Here is a 24,347-nt window from a genome sequence, read left to right as displayed (position 1 = left end):
CGTTACTTCTCAACGTTCCAGAAAACCGGGATGGCGGACGGGATCAGATTGCGCCACTCGGCGCGGTAGGCGGCCGGCTGGGCAAACTGGCCCCACGGAATCGCCGGCGCCTGATCGTACATGACGGCCTGGATCTCGGAAGCGATCTTCTTGCGGTCCTCCTCGGCAGGTGCCTTGGCGAAGGCTTCCATCAACGGCGTGATGCGTGCATCGCATTGCCAGCCGGTGAAGTCGGCGCAATTGAACGCGACCATGACGTTGGTGAGCGGCGAGCCGAGATCGTAGCCGCCGGCGTGAACGCCGTAGACGCTCCAGCCCTCCTTCTTGGCGCGGCGCGCCAGCACGCTCGCCCAGTCCATCACCTGGAGATCGACGTTGAAACCGGCCTGCTTCAGCCGCTCCGCCAGCACCTGCGCCGAGACGCGCGGGGCTTCGAGGTCATTGGCCTCCATGACGACGACGGGCTCGCCGGCATATTTCGTCGCCTTCAGCGCAGCACGCGCTGCCTCGATCGACGGGCTCGCCGCAGCTTCAGCGCCGGCCTTGCTCTCGTAGGTGGTTCCGCAAGTGAAGTAGGTCGCGCACGGCATGGCGTATTTGGCGCTCAAGCCGAGCGCATCCAGCACTTCGCGCTGATCGACCAGCTTCCACAGCACGCGCCGGATCGCGGGATCGTCGAACGGCTTTGATGCGGCGTTGAGGCGATAGGCGCCTGCGAACATGTTGCCGCCGGTGAAATTGACGAGTTTGACGCGGGAGTTCTTTTCGAGCGTCGGCAGCAGATCGAACGGCGCGTATTGCATGAAGTCGACCTCGCCGGCCTGCAGCGCCGAAGCAGCGGTCGAGCCGTCGGGAATGACGCGAATCTCGAGCGTGTCGACGTTGACGCGCTTGCCGCCGGCGAGGAAGTCAGCGGGCTCGGGGCGCGGCACATAGTCGGCGAATTTCTTCAGGATCATGCGATCGCCGGTGCGGTGATCGGCCTTGCTGTAGACGAAGGGACCGGAGCCGACGATCTCGGTGATGCGCTGGTCGCCGGGCGTTTTCGCGATGCGCTCGGGCATCATGAAGGCGACGGGGCTGACGGGATTGCCGAGCGCGTCGATGACGAGGCCCGACGGCTCCTTCAGCGTCAGCACGAATGTCTTGGCATCGGTCGGCTCGAGCGAGGCCGTGATCGCGAAGATGCGACGTCCGAGCGCGCTGCGCGTACCCCAGCGGCGCAGCGAGGCCACGCAATCGGCCGCCGTGACCGACTGGCCGTCGTGCCACTTCAAGCCGTCGCGCAGCGTAAAACTGTAGGTCAGGCCGTCGGGCGAGACTTTCCAGTCCTGCACCATCTGCGGCTTGACCTCGCCCTTGGAGTCCTTCGCAAACAGCGTGTCGAACACCATGTAGCCGAAGGTGCGCGAAATATAGGCCGTGGAGAAATGCGGATCGAGCGTGACGATCTCCGCCTCGAGCACCGCGACGAGATTGCCCGCCGCATGCGCCGGCACTGCGACAATCGCGAGGGCGAGCAGCGCCGGAATGAAAGCCTTCGGTTTGAACATTGGTGTGTTTTTGCCTTTTGACTGAAACGTTCGCAGTCGCCAGGAAAAGCAATGTTCGTGCCCGATCGACGGGAGCACTTATGCGCTTGCGGGTATCTGCCAAGCGTTTGCGGGCTACTGCAAACTGGAGAAGCGACGCTGCTACCTCTCGTCATTGCGAGCGCAGCGAAGCAATCCAGAGTCTTTCAGCGGTGGGATTCTGGATTGCTTCGCTGCGCTCGCAAGCAATGACGATCGGGAGGCAGGTGCGCGCCACACTCTCGTGCCCCGGACGTAGCGCAGCGCCACTTGGCGGTGCGCTACAGAGCCGGGGCCCATGTTTCCGAGAGTACCCGTGTGGCATGGGTCCCGGCTCTGCGCAGCAACGCAAAAGCGTTGCAGCGCGTCCGGGACACGAGACCGCCCTACCCGATCACCTTGCCGAACTTGTTCGACTTCGGGAATCCCTTCGGCGGCAGGCGGCCCGCGTCGGCGCGGGTGCCTTGCCACTCGGCGAGCTCCTTCATGGTCGCCGAGAATTCGCGGCCGGCGGAGTCCTTCCAGGTCAGACCGGCCTTGGCCTCGAACACGGCAACGTCCGAGAGGCCGCCGTCCTTGTACTTCTGCAGGCGCACGCCGCGGCCGCGCGCCATCTCGGGCACCTGGTCGAGCGGGAAGATCAGCATCTTGCGGTTCTCGCCGATGACCGCGACGGTGTCGCCGAGCACCTCGGTGACCGAGCGCGCCTCGTTCGGCATGTCGACGTTGAGGACCTGCTTGCCCTTCTTGGTGGTGCCGACGCAATCGTCCTCGTTGACGACGAAGCCCTGGCCCTCGTGGCTCGCGACCAGGAATTTGCGACCGCCCTTGTTGACGAACAGCGCGACGGGCGCGGCCTCCTGCTCGAGGTCGATGAACAGGCGGATCGGCTCGCCGTGTCCGCGGCCGCCCGGAAGTTTCGCGACGTCGAGCGAGTAGAACTTGCCGTTGGTGGCGAACAGCAGCAGCTTCGAGGTCGTCTCCGCGAAGAACGCAAAGCCGAGCTTGTCGTCCTGCTTGAAGGCGAGCCCCGAGAGATCCTCGACATGGCCCTTCATGGTGCGGATCCAGCCCTTGTCGGAGACGACGACCGTCACCGGCTCGCGCTCGACGAAGGCTTCCTCGATCGCGGCGAGATCGTGCTCGGGCGCGTCGGCGAAGGTGGTGCGGCGCTTGCCGAGCGGCGTCTTCGGTCCGAACATGTCGCGGACCTTGCCGACCTGCTCGCCGACCTTCTTCCACTGCTCGGCTTCCGAGGCGAGCACCGCGTTGATGCCCTTGAGCTCGGCGCGGAGGTTCTTGTCCTCGGTGCGGATCTCCATTTCCTCGAGCTTGCGCAAGCTACGCAGGCGCATGTTGAGGATGGCTTCGGCCTGCACTTCGGTGAGCTTGAACTCCTTCATCAAGGCCGGCTTCGGCTCATCCTCGGTGCGGATGATCTTGATGACCTTGTCGATGTTCAGATAGGCGATCAGGAAGCCGCCGAGGACTTCCAGCCGATGCTCGATCTGCGCCTTGCGGTAGTTGCTGCGGCGGACCAGGACGTCGCGCAGATGGTCGAGCCATTCGCGCAGGCACTCCGCCAGCCCCACCACCTTGGGGACGCGGCCCTTGATCAGAACGTTGAGATTCAGCGGAATCTTGTTTTCGAGCTCGGTGAGCCGGAACAGCGATTCCATCATCAGCGCCGGATCGACGTTCTTCGATTTCGGCTCGATCACGATGCGGACGTCTTCGGCCGACTCGTCCCTGATGTCGCCGACCAGCGGCAGCTTCTTCTGGTCCAGCAGCTCGGCGACCTTCTCGATCAGCCGCGACTTCTGCACCAGAAAGGGGATCTCGGTGACGACGACGACCCAGGCGCCTCGCGCGCCCTCTTCCTGCTCCCACCTCGCGCGAACGCGGAACGAGCCGCGGCCCGTGGTATAGGCCTCTGCAATGGCCTGCTTCGAATCGACGCAAATGCCGCCCGTCGGGAAGTCGGGCCCCTTGACCCATTTCATCAGCGCCTTGGACTTGGCGTCGGGCTTCTCGATCAGATGCAGCGCGGCCTCGCAAAGCTCGGCCGCGTTGTGTGGCGGGATCGAGGTCGCCATGCCGACCGCGATGCCTTGCGCGCCGTTGGCGAGAAGGTTCGGGAAGCCGCCCGGCAGCACGACCGGCTCTTTCGACTGGCCGTCGTAATTGGCACGGAACTCGACGCCGTCCTCGTCGATGCCCTCGAGCAGAAGCCGCGCGACATCGGTCATGCGCGCTTCGGTGTAGCGATAGGCGGCCGGGTTATCGCCGTCGATATTGCCGAAATTGCCCTGGCCGTCGACCAGCGGATAGCGCGAGGAGAAATCCTGAGCGAGACGGACCATGGCGTCGTAGATCGCCTGGTCGCCGTGCGGATGGAACGAGCCCATCACGTCGCCGACGATCTTTGCGGATTTCTTGAAAGCCGTGCCGGGATCGAGCCGGAGCAGGCGCATGCCGTAGAGGATGCGCCGGTGCACCGGCTTCAGGCCGTCGCGCGCATCCGGCAGCGCGCGGCCCGTGATGGTGGAGAGCGCATAGGCGAGATAGCGCTCTTCGAGCGCCTCACGCAGCGGCACCTCGTGAATTTCGGCCGGCTCTTCCGGTGGAACTATTCGTTTGCCCATTTAGGCCTTTACTTTCAAAGGTTTCCTGCCAGTTTTCGCTGGCGGCTTGCCACAAACGTACCAATTCTCCCCCGCTGGGGCGCGATTCGGGCGGATATATAGCAGGCCGGGCAGCGACATGCGCCCCCTGCCCCGTGCAGGACCGCCTGGGAGGGTTATCCACAAGGCTCATTGCAAGTTCGGGCAGGATATGGCGCCGGTCTCGCGGACACGTCGCACGGCCCTCATTTGATGCGCTTGTGTTGGGCTGTTTCCTCCAGCCGATAAACGCCAAGCGGTGACCGCGCCACGCACCTGAATCCGATATGGCTGGTCGAGGTATCGATCGGCTCGGCGTGCCGCGCGGCCGGGCGGTAACGGCGGCAATGGTTCGGCGCACAGAGGTGCGAGCCACCTTTCAGCACTTTTCGCGGAATCCCGGTGTTCGGCAGGCGCGGGTCGTAGCTTGCGTCTTCCCGACCACCACGGGGATTCTGGGGAATGCAGCAAGGTTTGGCAGCCTCGGCCGCGTGCCGAGCCGACCACCAGTCAGAGGTCCACTCCCAGACATTGCCGATCATGTCGTAGAGGCCATAACCGTTTGGTGGGAAGGCCATGACCGGCGAGGTACGCTCAAACCCATCCTCGCCGAGATTCTGGACAGGAAACTTGCCCTGCCAGAGATTGGCCATGTGCTTGCCGCCCGGCATCAGCGCGTCGCCCCAGGCGAACTCTTCACCATCGAGGCCGCCGCGCGCGGCGAACTCCCACTCTGCTTCCGTCGGCAGGTCCTTTCCCGCCCAGCGCGCATAGGCCGTCGCGTCGCTGAAGGAGACGTGCACGATCGGGTGGTCGTCGAGCCCCTCAATGTCGCTGCCCGGCCCATAAGGATGGCGCCAATTGGCGCCGCGCATGAAGGACCACCACTGGCTTCCGTCGATAAGATCGGTAATGCGCGGCAGCGGCGAAAACACCAGCGAGCCGGCGTAAAGCATCTCCTTCAGCGCACCAGGATAATCGTTGGGACCGGGGACGATCTGCGCCTCCGTGACATGGCCGGTGGCCTCGACGAATTGCTTGAACTGCCGGTTGGTCACCGGCGTGCGGTCGATCCAGAAGCCATCGACGGAGACCCGATGGCTCGGTGCCTCCTCGGGATAGTGGTGATCAGATCCCATACGGAAGGTTCCGCCGGGAATGAAGACCATCTCGCCGGTCTTCGCGTCATCCGGCAGCCACTCGCAGTGATCGAGGTCCGCTCGCAGCATGGTGGAAACTCCGATACGCGCATTCCACCTGATGCTACGGCGCGGAATTCAGCAGCCGTCGATGACGGCAAATTGCACGGCGCACTGGACGCATTGTCTAGTCCCCCTCTTCCTGGCGCCGAGGGCAGGAAATGCAGATGGCGCGTTGCGTCAACATCTCTCCCTCTTTTGCGCACACGCGTTCCGAGCACGCGGCAACACCCCGCCGCGTGCTCGCTGCGATCCGCGGAGCGATTCCGCGTCGATATCGCTTAGGTTGCAAAAAATATCGAAGGATTGAACGGCTGTGATGTGCGGTTTGTGCCAGTACGCCGCAGCGACGGCTGGCCCTCACGATCCGCGTCCCCGATCCCTCTCGATTGGCAGCTTCGTCGCCAATTTCTCGTGTCAGATTCAGGATCATTTAGCTCAAAACGCGAAGTCTTCTCACCCAATCCACTTCGCGTTGTAGTGGTATTCCGTCGGTGCCTGCCGCACAATTGTCGTGCTTCGGGACGAGTGTGCAGCCATGGAGCAATCCCTTCTGGTTGATTCGCGGAAGCTCGATGGTTTCGAGGGCCTTCACCAGGCCGTGCACGGCTCTCACGTCGACGTCATGCAGCTTGGACGCGGGCGGCTCCGCGGGACGCTGTCCCATGTCGGCATCGGCGATTTCTCTCTCAGCATCGGCTCCTTTAACGTCGGCATGCGCACACAGCGCGTTGCCAGTGACGACAAGCTCATCATCGGGATGCTGCTGGCAGCCGAGCAGCGCGTTGCCCACTGGTCGTTCGACATGCAGCTCAACGACGTGCTCGTGATTCCGCCGCGGCTCGAGCATGACGGCGTGTTTCACGGCGCATCGGCCTACGCGGCCATGCGCTTCGATCTCGATCAGGTGGCGTCACTGTTCGGCGGCGAAGCGCGTCTGAGCGATCCCGAGACATGGCGCAGGCGCAGTCACTTCAGGGCAGATTTGGCGACCGGCGCAATGGCCTCGCATCGTCTCATCCGGATCATGTCTCATCTGAGCACCCACGAGCACGGCCTGACGCCGTCGACAGCCGATTTCTGGAAACGATCGATCGTCGAATGCATGGCTGCCAACGTCATGTCGTCCCTGCCGCCCGATGACTCCGGCAGGCTTCCTTCAGCAAGGCGACTGATCCGCAGGGTCGAGGAGTATCTTGACCGGGCCGGCACGCGCCCGGTGCATGTTTCGGAAATATGCTCCGCATTCGACGTGTCACGACGCACCCTGCATCGCGCCTTTCAAGAGGTGTTCGGGCTCGGCCCGGTCACCTTCCTGCGCCATAAGCGCCTGTGCGCCATCCATTCCATCTTGAGGGAGAGCAGGCCGGGTTCGACCACCGTGGCGGCGGTCGCCATGCAGCAGGGCTTCTACGAGCTCGGGCGTTTCTCGCAGTATTATTCCATGATGTTTGGGGAGCGTCCCTCGCAAACGTTGGGAATCACATCATTCCCCGTCTCAAACGACGGGCTCGCCCAAGTCTAGGCCCAAGTCTAGCTTCGCCCGGCTCCGTTCTCCTCGAGAGACGAAACAACGAGCGGCGCTCGCGGAAAAAACGTCCCCCGTGCCGCCCGGTCAAACCAAGGCGGCGATCGACAGGGTTGGATTGGTGTGTACCGGCTACTGCCCGGCCCAGCCGGCGGTCACGGTCTCAGTCTTTGTCTGTGCCGACGTCGGGGCGTTGGTCAGGCAGCGGCGGGCCGTCTCGATCTCGGCCTCGGTCGCGCCATGAGACCGTGCCCATGTCTCTGCGGCTGCGGCCGAATATTTGGCCACATAGTACCGGACGACTGTGCAGGAGGCGCGCCGAAACACGCCCGGTTGCGGCTCGCCGGCCATCGCGTCCGGCGCAAGCGCAAGCAGCGCCGCCGACAGCGCAAATCCCCTGATCAACATTTCGGCTGTCCCCCGTTGTGGAACCTGAGGAAGCGAACTCGACAGGTCCGAATTCGTTCCGGGGGAACTTCATGTCCAGGGGCAAGGCAGAGACGCAACCAGCTCATGGCGCCGGGATCGCGGCCTTTGCCTGCTGCCGGATCAAGGCGTTGATGAAGCCGGCCCGCGCGTCGGAATGGCCCTGCCCGCGCGGCTCCAGCACATGGCGCAGCAGGAACAGGCCGGTGAGCCGGAAGCCGTCCTGGAGATCCTGGTCGGTGAGCTCGCTGGCGGCATCGCCATGACGCAGGAACGGCGGCAGGCGCAACAGGCGGTCGCGCCAGGGCTCGCCCGCGCCGCGGGACACCGCGCCGCCGGATTTCGGCGAGACATAGATCAGGTCCGTGGTCTCGCCGGTCACTGCGCAATTCTCCAGCGCGAGCCCGAAGCCGAGCTCGGCGAGCATCGCCAGCTCGAAATGGATCAGGTGCACGGCGGCGCTGCCGATGTCGTCGAAATCGTCGAGCGAATGTTCGAGCAGCGCAAAGATCTCCTCGTGCGGATCGCGCTCCGGCAGCAGCCGCGCGATCGACGCGAGATGAGTGACGCCATAGACCCCATGAGACGATCCCAGCAGCGTCGCTGCGCGCAGCTTCAATCCCTCGATGGCATAGGTGCCGAGATGCTCGTCGAGCCGCGCCCGCCATACCGCGCTGACGCTGTTGCCGGGCTGCAGCAAGGGCCGCAGCCGTGAGCTGGCGCCACCGCGCACGAGGCCGAGATGGCGGCCGTGCGCGCGCGTCAAGAGTTCGACGATGGCGCTAGACTCGCCATGCCGCCGCACGCCCAGCACGATGCCTTCGTCGGTCCATTCCATGGGTTGAAGTGTAGCTCAATTCGAGAGGCCGTAGGGTGGGCAAAGCAATGCGTGCCCACCAATTTGATCCACGCCGCGTTATGGTGGGCACGGCGCGCAAGGGCGCGCCTTTGCCCACCCTACGGCCCCGCCCACCGCGCAAGACATCACGCGTTGAACCAGCCCTGCGCGTCGCCGCTGAAGGAGAAATACAATCCCATCGTCGTCAGCACGCAGGAGACGATCTCGATAGCGCTGTCGAGCTCCATGCCCTTCTCACCGATGATCTGCCCGAGCGAGATCACCGACAGCACGAGTGCTGCCGCCAGCACCCAGCGCGGCCAGTTCTTGCGCCAATGCGCGGCCAGCCGGACGAAATAGACCAGGAGCAGGATCATGCCGCCGGCGAGCAAGGTGGCCGTCATGATCATCTGCTCGGTCATCTCGGCATTGGGCGTGCGGTCCTGCACCGCGACCGACAGGGCATCCAGCATCAACGATGCATAGAGCAGCGCTTCGAAGCGCCGGACATTGCTGGGTACGCTCATCGGTGACCGATCTTTTCTTGCTTATTCTTTGGGAAATTCCAGGCCCATCTCGCGATAGCGATCGGGATCGTCGCCCCAGTTCTCGCGCACCTTGACGAACAGGAACAGATGCACCGGCACGCCCAGGATCTCGGCGAGCTCCTTGCGCGAGTCCGCCCCGATCGACTTGATGGTGGCGCCGCCCGCACCGAGCACGATCTTGCGCTGGCTCTCGCGCTCGACGAAGATGGTCTGCTCGATACGCACCGATTTATCCTTGCGCTCCTCCCACTTGTCGGTCTCGACCGTGGACTGGTAGGGCAATTCCTGGTGCAGCTTGCGATAGATCTTTTCGCGCGTGATCTCGGCCGCAAGCTGCCGCATTGGCGCGTCCGACATCTGATCTTCGGGATAGAGGAACGGCCCCGGCGGCACGATCTCGGCCAGCGTGTGCCTGAGGTCGTCGACGCCGTCGCCCGAGATCGCCGCGATCATGAAGGTCTTCGCGAACGGCATGCGCTCGTTGGCGGCCTGCGCCAGCGCCAGCAGCTTCTCGCGCTGGACCAGATCGACCTTGTTGATCACCAGGATCTTCTCGTGTTTCACGCTGGCGACCTTGGTGAGGATCGCCTCGGCCTCCTCGTCGATCCCCGCCTTGGCGTCGAGCAGCACGCAGACGAGGTCGGCGTCATGCGCTCCGCTCCACGCGGTCGAGACCATGGCGCGGTCGAGCCGGCGCTTGGGCAGGAAGATGCCGGGCGTGTCGACCAGGATGATCTGCGCGTTGTTCTCGATCACGATGCCGCGGATCAGCGCGCGCGTGGTCTGCACTTTGCGCGAGACGATCGTGACCTTGGCGCCGACCAGCGCGTTGACCAGCGTGGACTTGCCGACATTGGGCGCGCCGATCAGCGCGACGAAGCCGCAGCGCGTCGCAGTGGGCGCCTCGCCGCTTGTTTCAGCCGTCATTGCCGCCGCCAACGCCTTCACGTTCGATCATCACTGAAGCTGCCACCTTCTCTGCTGCGCGCTTGCTGCCGCCGATGCCTTCGGCCGGCGCAAGCCCCGGCAGGTCCACCGCGACGCGGAATTGCGGATCATGATGCGGGCCGGTGCGCTCGACCTCGCGGTAAACCGGCGTCGGCAGCCCCTTGCCCTGCGCCCATTCCTGCAGCACGGTCTTGGGATCGCGCAACGGACGGCGCGGCTTGTGCATGCGCTCGGTCCAGTTGCGCTTGACGAACTCGGCCGCCGCCGCGTGGCCGCCGTCGAGGAAGATGGCGCCGATCACGGCCTCGCAGATGTCGCCGAGCACGCTCTTGCGCAGGCGCGCGTCGGCGCTGGGACCGACCGAGCCGAGCTTGATGTCGTCGAGCAGACCGAGCGACTTGGCGACGTCGGCGCAACTTTCCTTGCGCACGAGCTCGGCAAGACGCTTGGACAGCTCGCCCTCATCCGCGTTCGGGAAGGCGTGATAGAGCATGTCGGAGACGACGAGCCCGAGCACGTGGTCGCCGAGGAATTCCAGCCGCTGATAGCTGTCGCCGCGCTTGCGCCCGGACTTCAGCGCCGAGACATGCGTGATGCCCTGCATCAGGAGGTTCGGGTCGGCAAAGCTGTGGCCGATTCGTGCCTCAAGGGCCGCGTTCGCATCCGTGTCCTTGGCCTTGCTGCTCCGCGTCCGCTTCTTCTTCGGGGGTGCCTTGCTCACAGCCTCGCTGTCGGGGCCCGCTTGCGCCTCGGTCGGTTGGGTCGCGATGTCCTTGGCTTCGTCTTTCATCGGACGATTTTGAAGAAGCGGTTCCAGCGCACCGCCCACGGCCAGCGCCAGAACATCCAGGCATGCTCGCCTTCGGCGATGGAGAAGAAGATCATCTGGGCGCGGCCGATCAAATTCTCCTGCGGCACATAGCCGACCTGGCCGAGGAAGCGGCTGTCGGTCGAGTTGTCGCGATTGTCGCCCATCATGAAGAAGTGGCCGGCCGGCACGGTGTAGACGTTGGTGTTGTCCATGTAGCCGTTGTCCGCGCAGTCCAGCGTCTCGTAGGAGACGCCGTTCGGCAGCGTTTCCTTCCAGCGCTTCACCCGGGAGATGCCGCCGCCTTCGGAGCCGCAGGGGTCCTCGCCGACATATTCGCTCATGCGCTGTCGTTCGACCGGGGTGTCGTTGATGTAGAGCAGCCCGTCGCGCATCTGGACGCGGTCGCCGGGAAGCCCGATCACGCGCTTGATGTAGTCGGTGGAATCGTCCTTCGGCAGGCGGAACACGACGATGTCGCCGCGGTTCGGGTCCGAGCCCCAGACCCGCCCGGAGAACAGCGGCGGCGAGAACGGGATCGAATAGTGGCTATAGCCGTAGGAATATTTCGAGACGAAGAGATAGTCGCCGACCAGCAGCGTGGCCTTCATCGAGCCGGACGGGATGTTGAACGGCTGGAACAGGAACGTGCGGATCACGAGCGCGATCAGGAGAGCATGGATCACGACCCGGATCGTTTCGCCGACGCCGCTCTCAGTTTTCGTTCCCGAAGTCACGCTCATTGCTCTCTCAATTCCGGCCGGCGGTCACAGAGCGCCCTCCTCCCGCGAACAGCCCATCGGTTCGCGGCCCAAGGAGATTGTCCTGATTCTGATAATGAGGGCCAATTCCGGCGTAAAGCCGAATTCGCCCAGCCTGATTTGCGTCCGCGGACTTTTAGACGGTTGTCGGAGGCCACGCAATCAAGGATCGCATCAAAACTGTGCAAGATATTGATTTTTAACAAGAATTATAAAATCGGCTGGATCCCTTCAGGGTTTCGCCAGCGGGACGGCGGAAATGATGACGAAGGCCTGCGCGAGCGGCCAGTCGTCGGTGATCGACAGGTCGATCCGGGCCTCGAACCCCTCCGGCGTCAGGGCATGGAGCCGGGCCAGGGCGCCGCCGGTCAATTGCATGGTCGGCCGTCCACCCGGCAGGTTGACCACCCCCATGTCGCGCCACCAGACGCCGCGCCTGATGCCGGTGCCGAGCGCCTTGGAGCAGGCCTCCTTGGCAGCGAAGCGCTTGGCGTAGGTCGCCACCACCATCTTCTCGTTCTTGGCCCGCCGCTCCGCCTTGGCGCGCTCGGCCGCCGTGAAGATGCGATCGAGGAAACGCTCGCCATGGCGCTCGATCACCTTGGCGACGCGGGTGATGTCGATCAGGTCGGAGCCGATGCCGATGATCATGTCCGGCTCCGGCCACGGTCCATCGCCGCGCGCATGCTGCGCACCGTCTCGGCGAGACCGACGAACAGCGCTTCGCCGATCATGTAGTAGCCGATGTTGAGCTCCATGATCTCCGGCAGCGCCGCGATCGTCTCCGCCGTCGCATAGTCGAGCCCGTGCCCGGCATGGACCTCGAGCCCGGCGGCCTTCGCGAGCTTAGCCCCGGCCACGATCCGCTGCCATTCGGCGGCGGCCTTCTCCGCGTGGCCGTCGACGACGGCATCGCACCAGGCGCCGGTGTGGATCTCGATCACGGGGGCGCGCAGCCGCGCCGCCATCTCGATCTGCGCGGGATCGGCGGCGATGAACAGCGAGACGCGGATGCCGGCATCGTTCAGCCGCGCGATATATGGCGCCAGCGCATTGTGCTGGCCGACCACGTCGAGCCCGCCCTCGGTCGTCACCTCCTGCCGGCGCTCCGGCACGAGGCATACCGCGTGCGGCTTGGTGGCGAGCGAGATGCGCATCATGTCGTCGGTCGCCGCCATCTCGAAATTGAGCGGCTTGGAGATTTCTGCCTTCAGCCGCGCCATGTCCTCGTCGCGGATGTGCCGGCGATCCTCGCGCAGATGCGCGGTGATGCCGTCGGCGCCGGCCTCGATCGCCAGCAGCGCGGCGCGCACCGGATCGGGATGGCGGCCGCCGCGCGCGTTACGCACGGTTGCGACGTGGTCGATATTGACGCCGAGGCGGAGCGGAGTTGCGGGCATTTCAGGACTCACGAAATCATAGGGACAGACACGTGCGAGAGGCGCCTATCCATTAACACGTTCGACGCGGGCGACGACCGCCTTCGCGCGCAACTGGGCCAGGATCGCGCTCAGGTGCTTCAGGTCGTAGACTTCGAGATCGATCGTCGTCTCCGTGAAATCAGGTGAGCGGCGCTGCATGCTGATGTTGTCGATGTTGCCGTCGTGCTCGGCGATCACGGTCGCGATCTGCGCGAGCGCGCCCGGCTCGTTGACGTTCTCGACCTTGATCCGGGCCGGGAAGCGCTGCGGCGCGGAGTCCTCGATGTCCCAGCGCACGTCGAGCCAGCGCTCCGGCTCCTCCTCGAAATCCTTCAGGGCCGGTGCCTGGATCGGATAGATCGTGATGCCCTCGCCCGGCGTGACGATGCCGACGATGCGGTCTCCGGGCACCGCGCCGCCGTTCGGCGCGAACTTCACCGGCAGGTCGGAATTGATGCCGCGGATCGGGATCGCGACCGGGCTGCGCGGCGGCTCCGACGACTTCTCCTTGAGCTTGGCGGCAAGCCCTTTCTTGACGCCGTAGCGCGCGATGCGCTCCTCCTTATAATCGGGATACATCGCGCGCGCGACGTGGGAGGCCTTGATCTCGCCGCGCCCCACCGCCGCCATGACGTCCTCGATCGAGGTCCGCGCAAGCCGCGGCAGCGCGCCCTTGAGCTTGTCGTCGGCGTATTCGATCTTGGCGCGCTCGAACAGGCGCTCGACGATGCGCCGGCCGAGACCGGCATATTGATCGCGCACCGCAGTCCGGGTGGCGCGGCGGATTGCGGCCCGCGCCTTGCCGGTGACCGCCAACGTCTCCCAGGCCGAGGGCGGCGCCGATTGCGCTTCCGAGGTCAGCACCTCGACCTCGTCGCCGTTCTGGAGTTCCGAGGACAGCGGCGCGAACTGACCGTTGATCTTGCAGCCCACCGCGCTATTGCCGACGTCGGTATGCACGGCGTAGGCGAAATCGATCACATTGGCATGGCGCGGCAGCGCGATCAGCTTGCCCTTCGGGGTGAAGCAGAACACCTGGTCGTGGAACAGCTCGAGCTTGGTGTGCTCGAGGAACTCCTCGGGGTTGGCGCTCTCCGAGAGGATGCCGATGGTGTGACGCAGCCAGGCGAACGCGTTGGACTCGCGCTTGAGGAACTCGGTCGGCGAGCCCACGTCTTCCTTGTAGAAGACGTGCGCGGCGATGCCCCGCTCGGCGATCTGGTCCATCGCCTCGGTGCGGATCTGGAGCTCGACGCGCTGGTTACCCGGACCGATCACCGTGGTGTGGATCGAGCGGTAGTCGTTCTGCTTCGGCGTCGAGATGTAATCTTTGAAGCGTCCGGGCACGACCGGCCAGGTGGTGTGGACGATGCCGAGCGCGCGATAGCAGGCCTCGATGTCGTTGACGACGAGGCGAAAGCCGAAGATGTCGGACAATTGCTCGAAGCCGACGGACTTGCGCTCCATCTTGGTCCAGATCGAGAATGGCTTCTTGCGGCGGCCATAGACCCGTGCGCCCAGACCCCGGTGGCGCAGATTGTTGGAGAGCTGGTCCTCGATCTCGCCGATCAGATTGCGGTTGCGCTCGGCGAGCGCGTCGAGCCGCTGCATCACCACCGAATAGGCTTCGGGATCGAGCGTGCGGAAGGACAGATCCTCCAGCTCCTCGCGCATTTCCTGCATGCCCATGCGCCCCGCCAGCGGCGCATAGATGTCGAGCGTCTCCTCGGCAATGCGTCGTCGCGATTCCGTCGGCACGAAGTCCAGCGTGCGCATGTTGTGCAGGCGGTCGGCGAGCTTGACCAGGAGAACACGGACATCGTCGGCAATGGCCAGCAACAATTTGCGCAGGTTCTCGGCCTGCTTGGCTTCCCGCGACACCAGTTCCAGCCGCTTCAGCTTGGTCAGGCCCTCGACCAGCGCGCCGATCTCGGGCCCGAAGATCTGGTCGATCTCGGCCCGCGTCGCTTCGGTGTCCTCGATCGTGTCGTGCAGCAGCGCCGCCACGATGGTCGCGTCGTCGAGCTTCAGGTCGGTGAGAATCGCCGCCACTTCGAGCGGGTGCGAGAAATACGGATCGCCCGAGGCGCGCGTCTGCGAGCCGTGCGCCTTCATGGCGTAGACATAGGCGCGGTTCAGCAGGTCTTCGTTGGTGTTGGGATTGTAGGACCTGACGCGCTCGACGAGGTCATATTGACGCATCATGCGCGCACGCGGCCTGGCCGGACGCGCGACCTGTGCAGTCGGGGCCACGGCAACCGATTCGGTTGCGGCCTGCATCTGCGTGGATCTGCGGCGCCGATATACCATCCCGTCCTGCCTTCAAACGGGCCTCGAGACAGCCCGTTGTATACATCTTAGCTCCGATCGTGCGCGTGTCCGATCAATTCAGTGACAGGCCGCGGCGCGAACCGACAACACTATGGTAACCACGAAAACGCCAACAAAAGCAAAGGCCCGAACAACGGTTCGGGCCTTTGATAAGATCACAAGAAGTCGATGACTGCGACGGGACGATTACTCGTCCTCCTCGGGCTGCTCCTCGGGCGGCGCGAGGCCTTCGAGACCCTTCAGGAGCTCCTCTTCGGTCATGCGCTCAACGGCAACTTCGGTATCATCCGCATCGACGCTCGCACCCGCGGAACCGATCAGCGGCACCGTGTCTGGCTCGGGCTCGTCGACCTCGACGAACTTCTGGAGCGAGTGGACCAGCTCCTCGCGGAGGTCCTCCGGCGAAATGGTCGTGTCGGCAATTTCACGCAGGGACACAACAGGGTTCTTGTCGTTATCGCGGTCAACCGTTAGTTGTGAACCGGACGAAATCATGCGGGCACGGTGGGCGGCCAGCAGGACCAGGTCAAACCGGTTGTCGACCTTGTCGATACAATCTTCTACGGTGACGCGAGCCATGGACTGTCGCTCCGTTGCAGGTGGGACGAAATATGTGGATGATTGGGGCTAGTTATAGGGGCTGGGGCGATTTCGCAAGGCCAATTTGTGATTTGGCCTCGCCAAACGGCTCTGCTACCCCCACATTGGGGCTGGGACGGGTGGTTTTCCGGGCTGCCATCGAGGGCAGCGGCGGGTGTATGAAAGTCCGCCATAACTATACCTTGTTTGCCCCGACTTCTCCGGATTTGCGGTTTCGACGGGTTTCGGCGGCACTCTAGAACTGCGCGGCTTGCTGCCGCGCCAACAATAAACGATCAATCACGAACACTACGCGAGCAAACTGAATGTCACCTTCCTCTACCGACAAGATCGCGCTCTTCATCGATGGAGCCAATCTGTACGCGACGGCAAAAACTCTGGGCTTCGACATCGATTACAAGCGCCTGCTGAAGGAGTTTCAGAGCCGCGGGACGCTGCTTCGGGCGTTCTATTACACCGCCATCATCGAGGATCAGGAATACTCCTCGATCCGCCCCTTGATCGACTGGCTGGATTACAACGGCTACACCGTCGTCACCAAGGCGACCAAGGAGTTCATCGACGCCTCCGGCCGCCGCAAGGTCAAGGGCAACATGGATATCGAGCTCGCCGTGGACGCCATGGAGCTCGCCGAACACATCGACCAGATGGTGCTGTTCTCGGGTGACGGTGATTTCCGTTCCCTGGTCGAGGCGGTCCAGCGCCGCGGCGTGCGGGTCACCGTGATCTCCACCATCGCCAGCCAGCCGCCGATGATCGCCGACGAGCTGCGCCGCCAGGCCGACGTCTTCACCGACCTCGTCGAGCTGCAATCCAAGCTCGGCCGCGACCCGTCCGAACGCCCCGCCCCGCGTGACCGCGGCGAACGCGAGGCACGCCACCACGCCCCGCAATTCCTCCAGCGCGCGACCACGACGGCGCCGAGGGGCGATGACGACTTCGAGGAGTGAGGCGGCCCGGTCAAGCCGCCAGCCTCCCACCCTCGTCCCCGACCGCAATTGTCCGCTCTGTCCGCGCCTGGTCGCCTTTCGCGAGGCGAACCGCGCGCGCGAGCCGTTGTGGCATAACGCGCCGGTTGCGCCCTTCGGCGACATCAAGGCGCGCCTGTTGATCGTCGGCCTCGCGCCGGGCATGCAGGGGGCCAACCGCACCGGCCGCCCCTTCACCGGCGACTATGCCGGCGACCTGCTCTACGCCACGCTGCTTGAATACGGGTTTGCCAGGGGCTCCTACCAGGCGCGTCCCGACGACGGCCTGAAGCTGGTCGACTGCCGGATCGCCAATGCCGTGCATTGCGTTCCACCGCAGAACAAGCCGCTGCCGGTCGAGATCAATACCTGCCGCCAGTTTCTCGTCGCGAATCTCGCGACCATGCCGAACCTGCGCGCGATCATCGCGCTCGGGCGCATTGCGCACGACAGCGTGCTCAAGCCGCTGAATCTGAAGGCCTCGCAAGCCCCGTTCGGCCACGGCGCCGTGCATGAGGCCGGCGCGTTCAAGCTCTACGACAGCTATCACTGCTCCCGCTACAACACGAACACCCGCGTGCTGACGGCGGACATGTTCCGGAACGTGTTCGCGAAGGTAAAGGCGGATCTCGACTAGGGCTTTGAGTGGCTCTTGACCGGATTGGCCTTCAGCCAGTCCAGGACGTCGCCGGCGTTCCGGTCGGGCGGAAACACCGGATAGAACACATGTGTGATCCTGGCATCGTCGATGATCAGCGCGAGGCGCTTGATCAGCGTCAAGCCCGCGACCTCCATGGTCGGCAAGTTCAGGGCGCGCACGAACGCCAGCTTCTCGTCCGACAGCACGGGGAACGGCAGATGCAGGCGCGAGGCCATCTCGGTCTGATACGCGTTGCTCTGGGTCGAGAGGCCGAACACGTGGGCGGCACCTGCGGCCTTCAGCTCGGCAAACAGATCGCGAAACGCGCAAGTCTGCGGCGTGCACCCCCGTGCGCCCGGAATCATGTCCCAATCATCGACCAGCGCAATCTTGCCGGGCTCGCCGGTGCGCGGATACGCGAACACCACGGTCCGGCCACGCAGCGCCGACAGCGTCACTGACGTATCGTCGGTCGCGAGCAGGCCGATCGGAGGTAACGTCAACCCGATCAGATGCGCAGTGCCGCCATCGTCCTCAGGTGCGGGAATCTGGCTCCAATCGACCTCGAGCAGGTTCCGCTGGTTCATGTCGCTATCCCCTCGCCCGCATCAGGCGACCCTTCTCCCGGCTCCAGTCGCGCTTCTTCTCGGTCTCGCGCTTGTCGTGCAGCTTCTTGCCCTTTGCAACCGCGAGCTGCAGTTTGGCACGACCGCGCTCGTTGAAGTAGAGCTTGAGTGGGATCAGCGTCATACCTTCGCGGTCCACTGCGCCCATCAGCTTGTTGATCTGCCGGCGATGGAGCAGCAGCTTTCGCGGCCGCTTGGGCTCGTGATTGAAGCGGTTGCCCTGGAGATATTCGGGAATGGTGGCGTTGATCAGCCAGATCTCGCCGTCCTTGGAATCGGCATAGGATTCCGCGATCGTGCTCTTGCCGTTGCGGATCGACTTGACCTCGGTTCCGGTCAGCGCAATGCCGGCCTCGATCGTATCCTCGATCGCATAGTTGAAGCGGGCCTTGCGATTTTCCGCCATGACCTTGATAGGACGTTCGTTCTTATCGGCCATGGTCGACAAACCTGATCGAGATGCGCAGCGATGCTAACAGTTTGGATGAAGCGCGCGCGTCACTTCTTGAGGAGATCGCGGATCTCGGTGAGCAGCACGACCTCCGCCGACGGCTTCAGCGGCTCCGCGGGTGCCACCTCTTCCTTGCGCTTCAATTTGTTCATCGCACGGATCACCAGGAACAGCACGAAGGCAACGATGATGAAGTTGATCGTTAGCGTGAGGAAGCTACCCCAAGCCAAGACGGCACCCTGCTTTTTTGCGTCCGCGAGATTTGCGGCGGTGACCTTGCTCGACAGCGGCGTGAAGTAGTTCGAGAAGTCGAGGCCGCCGGTCGCGGCGCCGATGATCGGCATAATGACGTCACCGACCAGCGACGTGACGATGGCGCCGAAGGCCGCGCCGATGATGACGCCGACAGCGAGATCGACGACATTGCCCTTCATGGCGAACTCGCGGAACTCCGTGAGCATCCGCCTGCCCTTATCGTCGATGCTCATGAACCGCTCCCCGATTGGCTAGCGCATCAGTTGATCAGGCCGGCGTGCACCATGGCGCTGCGCACTGCGACGCGGGTCGGTTCGGAGACCGGCACCATCGGCAGCCGCAGCGTCTCGTCCAGCTTGCCGAGCAGCGACAGCGCGTACTTGATCGGCGCCGGATTGCTCTCGATGAAGAGGTTGTTGTGCAGCGGCATCAGCTTGTCGTGGATCGCGAGCGCCGCCTTGGTGTCGCCCTTCTGCCAGGCGATGTGGAACTCCGAGCACAGGCGCGGCGCGACATTCGAGGTCACCGAGATGCAGCCGTGGCCGCCATGGGCCATGTAGCCGAGGATGGTCGCGTCCTCGCCGGAGAGCTGGTTGAAATCCTCGCCCATCGCCGCGCGCTGCTGGGAGACGCGGACCATGCTGGCGGTCGCGTCCTTCACGCCGGCAATGTTCTTCAGCTCCCACAGCCGGTTCATGGTGTCGACCGACATGTCGATCACCGAGCGCGGCGGGATGTTGTAGATGATGATCGGGATGCCGATGGCATCGTTGATCGCCTTGAAGTGCTGATACATCCCTTCCTGGGTCGGCTTGTTGTAGTAGGGCGTCACCACCAGCACGGCATTCGCGCCCGCCTTCTCGGCATGCTGGGCGAGCTCGACCGCTTCCCTGGTCGAATTGGAGCCGGCGCCGGCGACCACGGGCACGCGGCCCTTGGCCTCCTCGATGCACCATTCGACCACCTTCTTGTGCTCGTCATGGCTGAGCGTCGGGCTCTCGCCGGTGGTGCCGACCGGGACCAGGCCATTGGTGCCCTCCGAGATCTGCCAGTTGACCAGGGAGCGGAACGCCGCCTCGTCCAGCGAGCCGTTCTTGAACGGCGTGACCAAGGCGGTGAACGACCCCCGGAATTTCGTCTTGGCTGCCATGGACTTCCTCCGTACGCGGCGATCTCTTGAGCAAGCCCCCTTCATATCGGGTCTATCCCGCCGGTAAAAGGGCCGCTTCCGCGCGACGCACCGTTTAAGCCGCGATTTTGCCGCGGTGGTGGTGCAAACCCGGCAAAGGTAAGCGGCTGTTGGTATTTTTGTTGGTATTTTGTCCGCATATTCAATCGAATACAGCTAGGTCTTGTGCCACTTGACTGATTCGGGGCGACGAAACGCCGTGACCTCCTTTCCTCGTGCCGCATGGCGATCCACCGGCCTGGTCGTGTGCCTGATGGCAGGGCTGACGGTCGGCTGCGCCGCCCTCGCCAAGTCGAACGAGACGACCGCGGAAGGGGCCGGCGACACCGCGAAACCAGCCGCCAAGGACGCAGCGAAGGGCAAGGGAACCGGCAAGGAAACCCCGAAAGACGCAGCCAAGGGCGCGACCAAGGGTACGGCCGGCGCCCCCGCCAAGGATGCTGCGAAGAAGCCGGCCAAAGATGCCGGCAAGGATGCTACCAAGGATGCCGGCAAGAAGGACGGCACCAAGAACGCTGGTAAGGACGCAGCGAAGGACAAGCCCAAGCCCGCGGCAGCGACCAAGCCGGCGGCAGCGGCTTCCGCGCCAAAATCACAGCCGGCCGCCAGTGGTTCGCCCCCCAAGGCCGCACCCGCGCCGGCCGTGACGGCCACCGTCAGACCGACAGCGCCGGCCCCCGCCAAACCCGCCGCGGCTCCCGTGCTTGCACCTGCGACCCGCCAGCACGCGGCGCCGCGCAAGCCGGTGACGCCGGCTGCGGTCGCTGCGACCTCGTCGACGCCCCAAGCCGACAAGGACACGCTGGAGACCGTCATCGAGCTCGTGCGCAAGCGCAAGTCGGGCGACGCCACCAACTACGCCGCCTCGATCTCTGACCCAGTTGCGCGAAAACTCGCCGAATGGATCATCCTGCGCAGCGAGGACAATGGCGCGACCGTGGAGCGCTACCGCGCCTTCCTCTCCGCCAATCCGAGCTGGCCGTCGCAGACGTTCCTGCGCCGGCGCCTGGAAGCCGCGATGTGGGACGACAGGCGCGACGATTCGGTTGCGTGGTCGTGGTTCGAGAACGAGTCTCCTGTGTCGGCCAAGGGCCGCTTCACGCTCGCCAAGGCGATGCTGGCGCGTGGCGATCGCGCCAATGCCGAACGGCTGGTGCGCGAGGCCTGGCGCAGCGATCCGATGTCGGAGGACACCGAGAACAATGCGCTCGACCAGTTCGGCGCGCTGCTCACGCCGGGCGACCAGAAGGCGCGAATGGACACGCTGCTCTACGGCAGCGAAAACGAGGCCGCGCTGCGCGCCGCCAAGCGCCTCGGTGCCGGCTACGTCGCGCTCGCCAAGGCCCGCATCGCCGCCGTCAAGAAAGCGCCGAACGCGCACGCGCTGCTCGACGCCGTGCCGCGCGAGCTGCACAATGATCCCGGCTTCATCTTCAGCAAGATCCAGCTGCTGCGCCGCGAGGAGAAGTTTGCCGAAGCGGCCCAGCTCATGTTGTCGGCGCCAAAGGATCCGAACCGGCTCTACAATCTCGACGAATGGTGGATCGAGCGGCGCCTTTTGGCGCGCAAGATGATCGACACCGAGGAATTCCGCAGCGCCTATCTGATTGCGCGCGATGCGGCCCTGCCCTCGCGCGACATCTACAAGACCGAGCAGGAATTCACCGCGGGCTGGATCGCGCTGCGCTTCCTCAACGATCCCGCGGCCGCCACCCAGCATTTTGCCCGCATCGGGGTCGGCAGCGTCAATCCGACCACGCTGGCGCGCGCCGGCTATTGGCAGGGCCGCGCCGCGGAAGCGGCGGGCCGCCAGCAGGAGGCGCGCAACGCCTACGCGCGGGCCGCCGAACAGTCCACGAGCTATTACGGCCAGCTTGCACGCGCAAAACTCGGCCTGCCGCAGATCGAGCTCAACAGCCAGCCGCGCGGCCGCGGCGCCGAACGGCTGGAGATCGTGCGCGCCGCACAATTGCTCTATGAGCTCGACGAGCGCGAGATGGCGATCCCGATGCTTGCCGACATGGGCGAGAACGGCGATCCCGAAGCGCTTGCCGGCCTCGGCGAGCTCAGCCAGCGCTACAGCGACGCGCGCGGCATGCTGCTGCTCGGCAAGGCCGCGCTCAATCGCGGGCTGCCGTTCGACTTCTACGCCTACCCCGTCAACGGCATTCCGCAGTTCACGCCGATCGGCCCCGAGGTCGAGCGCAGCATCGTCTACGCCATCGCGCGGCAGGAAAGCGCCTTCAACCCCTCGGTGGTCTCGCCGGCGCAGGCCTACGGGTTGATGCAGGTGACACCGGACGCCGCGCGCTATGTCTGCAAGCGCCACGGCGCCACCTACGATCTCGGGCGGCTGAAGAACGATTCGGTCTACAACGCCACGCTCGGCTCGGCCGAGCTCGGCGGGCTGCTCGAGGATTATCGCGGCTCCTACATCATGACGTTCGCCGCCTACAATGCCGGCCGCGGCAGCGTGAAGAAGTGGGTCGACCGCTACGGCGATCCGCGTGACCCGAAGGTCGATGCGGTCGACTGGGTCGAGCTAATTCCGTTCTCCGAGACGCGCAACTACGTGCAGCGCATCATGGAGAACCTTCAGGTTTACCGCGCCCGCTTCGGCGGCGGCACGCGCTTGCAGATCGAGGCCGACCTGCGCCGCGGCGCCGGCGGCGTGGAGTAGGAACGGCCGTCCCTCGATTCGCTGCCGGGAGCATCGGTCGCAAGCGCCGGACATGCGCCGTCGTCCGGCTTTGGGCCGTCGAGGAATATTCTATGGTCGAACCTGATCGTGAGGCGAGCCACCCCAGAGCGCGCAGCTTGAGAGCTGCCGACGTGACTGGTCAGGTCGGCAGTTCGCGCCACTCCCGGGCTTGCGCCGCATATCCTACTTGCCAGCGTGCGACTGTATGGCCTTCTCGATCTGCTCCTTCACGGCTTCGAGGTTGAAGCTCGCCCCCTTCTGCATCGGTGGGAACTCGATTGCAGTTTGGGCGAGCTTGCCCACCTCCTGCTGCACGAACTGGAACCGCCAGAACTCGTAAGCAAACCAGTTGTAGAATGCCAACGATCCCTTATCGCCGTTGGGCAAGTTCGTCCGTTCGAAGGGATCAAGGCGGATATTGGTGAGGATCGGCCAATCAACCTTGACCGTGCCGCCCAACCAGCCGCTGGGCTGATCGGTGAAGCGATATTTGAAGTCGTCGATGCGCACCGCGCTCAGTGTGCCCTCGGTGAAATAGAAAATCGAGTGGCGGGCTGAGGGGCCTTTTCCGGTAATAAGGTCCATCTGGTTGTACCCGTCGAGGTAGACCTTGTAGGTCTTGTCACCGAGCTGCTTTCCCTTCCTCAACTCGTCGGCGATATTCGGATTGCCGGCGGCGGCGACGAAGGTCGGGAACCAGTCTAGTCCCGAGATCATGCCGTTCTCGACCTTTCCCGCCGGCACCTTGCCCGGCCATCGGATCATGCAGGGCACGCGGAAGCCGCCTTCCAGCGCCGTTCCCTTGCCACCCGCAAATGGCGTCTGTCCGCCATCGGGCCAGGTGAAGTTCTCCGCGCCGTTGTCCGTTGTAAACGCGATGATCGTGTTGTCGTCGAAGCCCTCGTCCTTGAGTTTCTTGATGACGGCGCCGACGATGTCGTCGAGCTGGGCGAACCCACCCTCGGAAACCGACCAGCCGTTTTCCGAGTTGCGCATGTTCTCGTATTTTTCAGAGAGGTGGGTGACGACGTGCATGCGCGTCGGGTTGAGCCAGACGAAGAACGGCTTGTTGTCCCGCTTGGCCTTGTCGATGAAGTCGAACGTGACCTTCAGGATTTCGTCATCCACCGTCTCCATCCGCTTTGGATAAAGCGGTCCGGAGTCCTCGATCCTTTGCTTACCGATCTTGCCCCAGCGCGTCTGCACCGTCGGATCGTCGACGTTGGTCGCCCAGGAATGAACCATGTTGCGTGGACCGACGGTGGCCAAGAGCGCTTGCGGATAGTTGCGGTGGGCCGGGTCTTCCATCGCGTCGAGGTGGTACAAATAGCCGAAGAACTCGTCGAAGCCGTGCATGGTCGGCAGGAACTCGTTGAGGTCGCCGAGGTGGTTCTTGCCGAACTGTCCCGTGGTGTAACCCATGGATTTCAGCGCGGTCGCGATGGTCGGCGCCTGCGCCGGCATGCCGATCGGGGAGCCCGCCTGGCCGACCGTGGTAAGCCCGGTACGGATCGGCAGCTCTCCGGTGATGAAGTTGGCGCGGCCCGCCGTGCAGCTCGCTTCGGCGTAGTAGTCGGTGAAGCGCATGCCTTCCGCGGCGAGCTTGTCGAGGTTCGGTGTCCGGCTTGCCATGATGCCCTGGTGGTAGGCGCCGATATTGAACCAGCCGATGTCGTCACCCATGATGAAGACGATGTTTGGTCGCTGGCCGGCCGCTGCGGGCGCTGGTGCGGGTTGCTGTGCTTGCGCAGGGCTCGTCAATCCGACGGCCGAGAGCGCCGAAGCGGCGACGAGAGAACTGCCACTCAACAAGAGATCGCGGCGTTTCAATTCTCCGCCGATTGGTCTCGTGCTCATCTCAGGCTTTTCCGGAAT

General features: G+C 64.3%; 22 protein-coding genes. 4 read left to right on the top strand and 18 right to left on the bottom strand.

Annotated elements, in window-relative coordinates; translation table 11 throughout:
* Positions 1-2 precede the first annotated feature (2 nt).
* The 3 genes from RAD15_RS14895 to RAD15_RS14885 all read right to left on the bottom strand — a co-directional run bounded on the left by RAD15_RS14895 (position 3) and on the right by RAD15_RS14885 (position 5,463).
* The gene (locus RAD15_RS14895) at positions 3-1,553 is read right to left on the bottom strand and encodes an ABC transporter substrate-binding protein (RefSeq protein ID WP_458178636.1); all 1,551 of its coding nucleotides are present in this window, start codon (positions 1,551-1,553) and stop codon (positions 3-5) included.
* 404 nt (positions 1,554-1,957) lie between these two features.
* Positions 1,958-4,216 carry a DNA topoisomerase IV subunit A gene (gene parC / locus RAD15_RS14890; RefSeq protein ID WP_458178634.1) on the bottom strand — a complete coding sequence of 753 codons (2,259 nt, stop codon included), beginning with the start codon at positions 4,214-4,216 and terminating at the stop codon, positions 1,958-1,960.
* Between the two features lie 224 nt (positions 4,217-4,440).
* Complete coding sequence (locus RAD15_RS14885) at positions 4,441-5,463, bottom strand: formylglycine-generating enzyme family protein (RefSeq protein ID WP_458178632.1); 1,023 nt, start codon at positions 5,461-5,463, stop codon at positions 4,441-4,443.
* A gap of 508 nt (positions 5,464-5,971) precedes the next feature.
* Between RAD15_RS14885 and RAD15_RS14880 the strand changes: the two genes are divergently transcribed.
* Positions 5,972-6,958 (top strand): helix-turn-helix domain-containing protein, encoded by a 987-nt coding sequence (locus RAD15_RS14880; protein ID WP_458178630.1) that lies wholly within the window; start codon positions 5,972-5,974, stop codon positions 6,956-6,958.
* Positions 6,959-7,093: 135 nt separating this feature from the next.
* On the opposite strand, the gene RAD15_RS14875 is transcribed toward RAD15_RS14880, so the two are convergent.
* The 10 genes from RAD15_RS14875 to rpoZ form a co-directional block, all read right to left on the bottom strand.
* A complete protein-coding gene (locus tag RAD15_RS14875) occupies positions 7,094-7,369 on the bottom strand; it encodes a hypothetical protein (protein WP_458178628.1) in 276 nt (91 codons plus the stop codon).
* A gap of 103 nt (positions 7,370-7,472) precedes the next feature.
* Entirely contained in the window at positions 7,473-8,225 is a 753-nt protein-coding gene (gene recO / locus RAD15_RS14870; protein WP_458178626.1) for a DNA repair protein RecO, read from the bottom strand.
* 146 nt (positions 8,226-8,371) lie between these two features.
* Entirely contained in the window at positions 8,372-8,752 is a 381-nt protein-coding gene (locus RAD15_RS14865) for a hypothetical protein (protein ID WP_458178624.1), read from the bottom strand.
* Positions 8,753-8,773: 21 nt separating this feature from the next.
* Entirely contained in the window at positions 8,774-9,700 is a 927-nt protein-coding gene (era, locus tag RAD15_RS14860; RefSeq protein ID WP_458178622.1) for a GTPase Era, read from the bottom strand.
* Complete coding sequence (rnc, locus tag RAD15_RS14855; protein ID WP_458178620.1) at positions 9,690-10,511, bottom strand: ribonuclease III; 822 nt, start codon at positions 10,509-10,511, stop codon at positions 9,690-9,692. The genes era and rnc overlap by 11 nt, the downstream gene beginning before the upstream one ends.
* The gene (gene lepB, locus RAD15_RS14850) at positions 10,508-11,272 is read right to left on the bottom strand and encodes a signal peptidase I (RefSeq protein WP_211402244.1); all 765 of its coding nucleotides are present in this window, start codon (positions 11,270-11,272) and stop codon (positions 10,508-10,510) included. The genes rnc and lepB overlap by 4 nt, the downstream gene beginning before the upstream one ends.
* Positions 11,273-11,521: 249 nt before the next feature.
* Positions 11,522-11,941 carry a holo-ACP synthase gene (acpS, locus tag RAD15_RS14845; protein ID WP_458178618.1) on the bottom strand — a complete coding sequence of 140 codons (420 nt, stop codon included), beginning with the start codon at positions 11,939-11,941 and terminating at the stop codon, positions 11,522-11,524.
* Entirely contained in the window at positions 11,938-12,690 is a 753-nt protein-coding gene (locus tag RAD15_RS14840; protein WP_458178616.1) for a pyridoxine 5'-phosphate synthase, read from the bottom strand. Before RAD15_RS14840 ends, acpS begins: the two co-directional genes overlap by 4 nt.
* A 45-nt stretch (positions 12,691-12,735) precedes the next feature.
* Positions 12,736-15,021 (bottom strand): RelA/SpoT family protein, encoded by a 2,286-nt coding sequence (locus RAD15_RS14835; RefSeq protein ID WP_458178614.1) that lies wholly within the window; start codon positions 15,019-15,021, stop codon positions 12,736-12,738.
* 207 nt (positions 15,022-15,228) lie between these two features.
* Complete coding sequence (rpoZ, locus tag RAD15_RS14830; protein WP_008133017.1) at positions 15,229-15,621, bottom strand: DNA-directed RNA polymerase subunit omega; 393 nt, start codon at positions 15,619-15,621, stop codon at positions 15,229-15,231.
* Between the two features lie 326 nt (positions 15,622-15,947).
* Between rpoZ and RAD15_RS14825 the strand changes: the two genes are divergently transcribed.
* Both RAD15_RS14825 and RAD15_RS14820 read left to right on the top strand, forming a co-directional pair.
* Positions 15,948-16,592 carry a LabA-like NYN domain-containing protein gene (locus RAD15_RS14825; protein ID WP_458178612.1) on the top strand — a complete coding sequence of 215 codons (645 nt, stop codon included), beginning with the start codon at positions 15,948-15,950 and terminating at the stop codon, positions 16,590-16,592.
* Positions 16,573-17,247, top strand: a complete 675-nt coding sequence (locus tag RAD15_RS14820) for a uracil-DNA glycosylase (RefSeq protein ID WP_458178610.1) — start codon at positions 16,573-16,575, stop codon at positions 17,245-17,247. The genes RAD15_RS14825 and RAD15_RS14820 overlap by 20 nt, the downstream gene beginning before the upstream one ends.
* Here the strand turns inward: RAD15_RS14820 and RAD15_RS14815 are convergent.
* The 4 genes from RAD15_RS14815 to dapA are packed head-to-tail and all read right to left on the bottom strand — an operon-like array spanning position 17,244 to position 19,732.
* On the bottom strand, positions 17,244-17,837 hold the full coding sequence (locus tag RAD15_RS14815; protein ID WP_458178608.1) for a peroxiredoxin: 594 nt from the start codon (positions 17,835-17,837) through the stop codon (positions 17,244-17,246). The genes RAD15_RS14820 and RAD15_RS14815 overlap by 4 nt on opposite strands.
* 4 nt (positions 17,838-17,841) lie before the next feature.
* Positions 17,842-18,315 carry an SsrA-binding protein SmpB gene (smpB, locus tag RAD15_RS14810; RefSeq protein WP_027530006.1) on the bottom strand — a complete coding sequence of 158 codons (474 nt, stop codon included), beginning with the start codon at positions 18,313-18,315 and terminating at the stop codon, positions 17,842-17,844.
* 59 nt (positions 18,316-18,374) lie between these two features.
* Positions 18,375-18,788: a large conductance mechanosensitive channel protein MscL gene (gene mscL / locus RAD15_RS14805; protein WP_458179109.1), complete on the bottom strand. Its 414-nt coding sequence runs from the start codon at positions 18,786-18,788 to the stop codon at positions 18,375-18,377.
* A 53-nt stretch (positions 18,789-18,841) separates the two neighbouring features.
* A complete protein-coding gene (dapA, locus tag RAD15_RS14800; protein ID WP_458178606.1) occupies positions 18,842-19,732 on the bottom strand; it encodes a 4-hydroxy-tetrahydrodipicolinate synthase in 891 nt (296 codons plus the stop codon).
* 292 nt (positions 19,733-20,024) lie between these two features.
* Between dapA and RAD15_RS14795 the strand changes: the two genes are divergently transcribed.
* Positions 20,025-22,451 carry a transglycosylase SLT domain-containing protein gene (locus RAD15_RS14795; RefSeq protein WP_458179107.1) on the top strand — a complete coding sequence of 809 codons (2,427 nt, stop codon included), beginning with the start codon at positions 20,025-20,027 and terminating at the stop codon, positions 22,449-22,451.
* A 204-nt stretch (positions 22,452-22,655) separates the two neighbouring features.
* Here RAD15_RS14795 and RAD15_RS14790 read toward each other — a convergent pair whose 3' ends face one another.
* Complete coding sequence (locus RAD15_RS14790) at positions 22,656-24,329, bottom strand: arylsulfatase (RefSeq protein WP_458178604.1); 1,674 nt, start codon at positions 24,327-24,329, stop codon at positions 22,656-22,658.
* Positions 24,330-24,347 lie beyond the last annotated feature (18 nt).

This window comes from Bradyrhizobium sp. 14AA, assembly GCF_054185205.1.
This window is presented reverse-complemented; position numbering and strand designations above follow the sequence as displayed.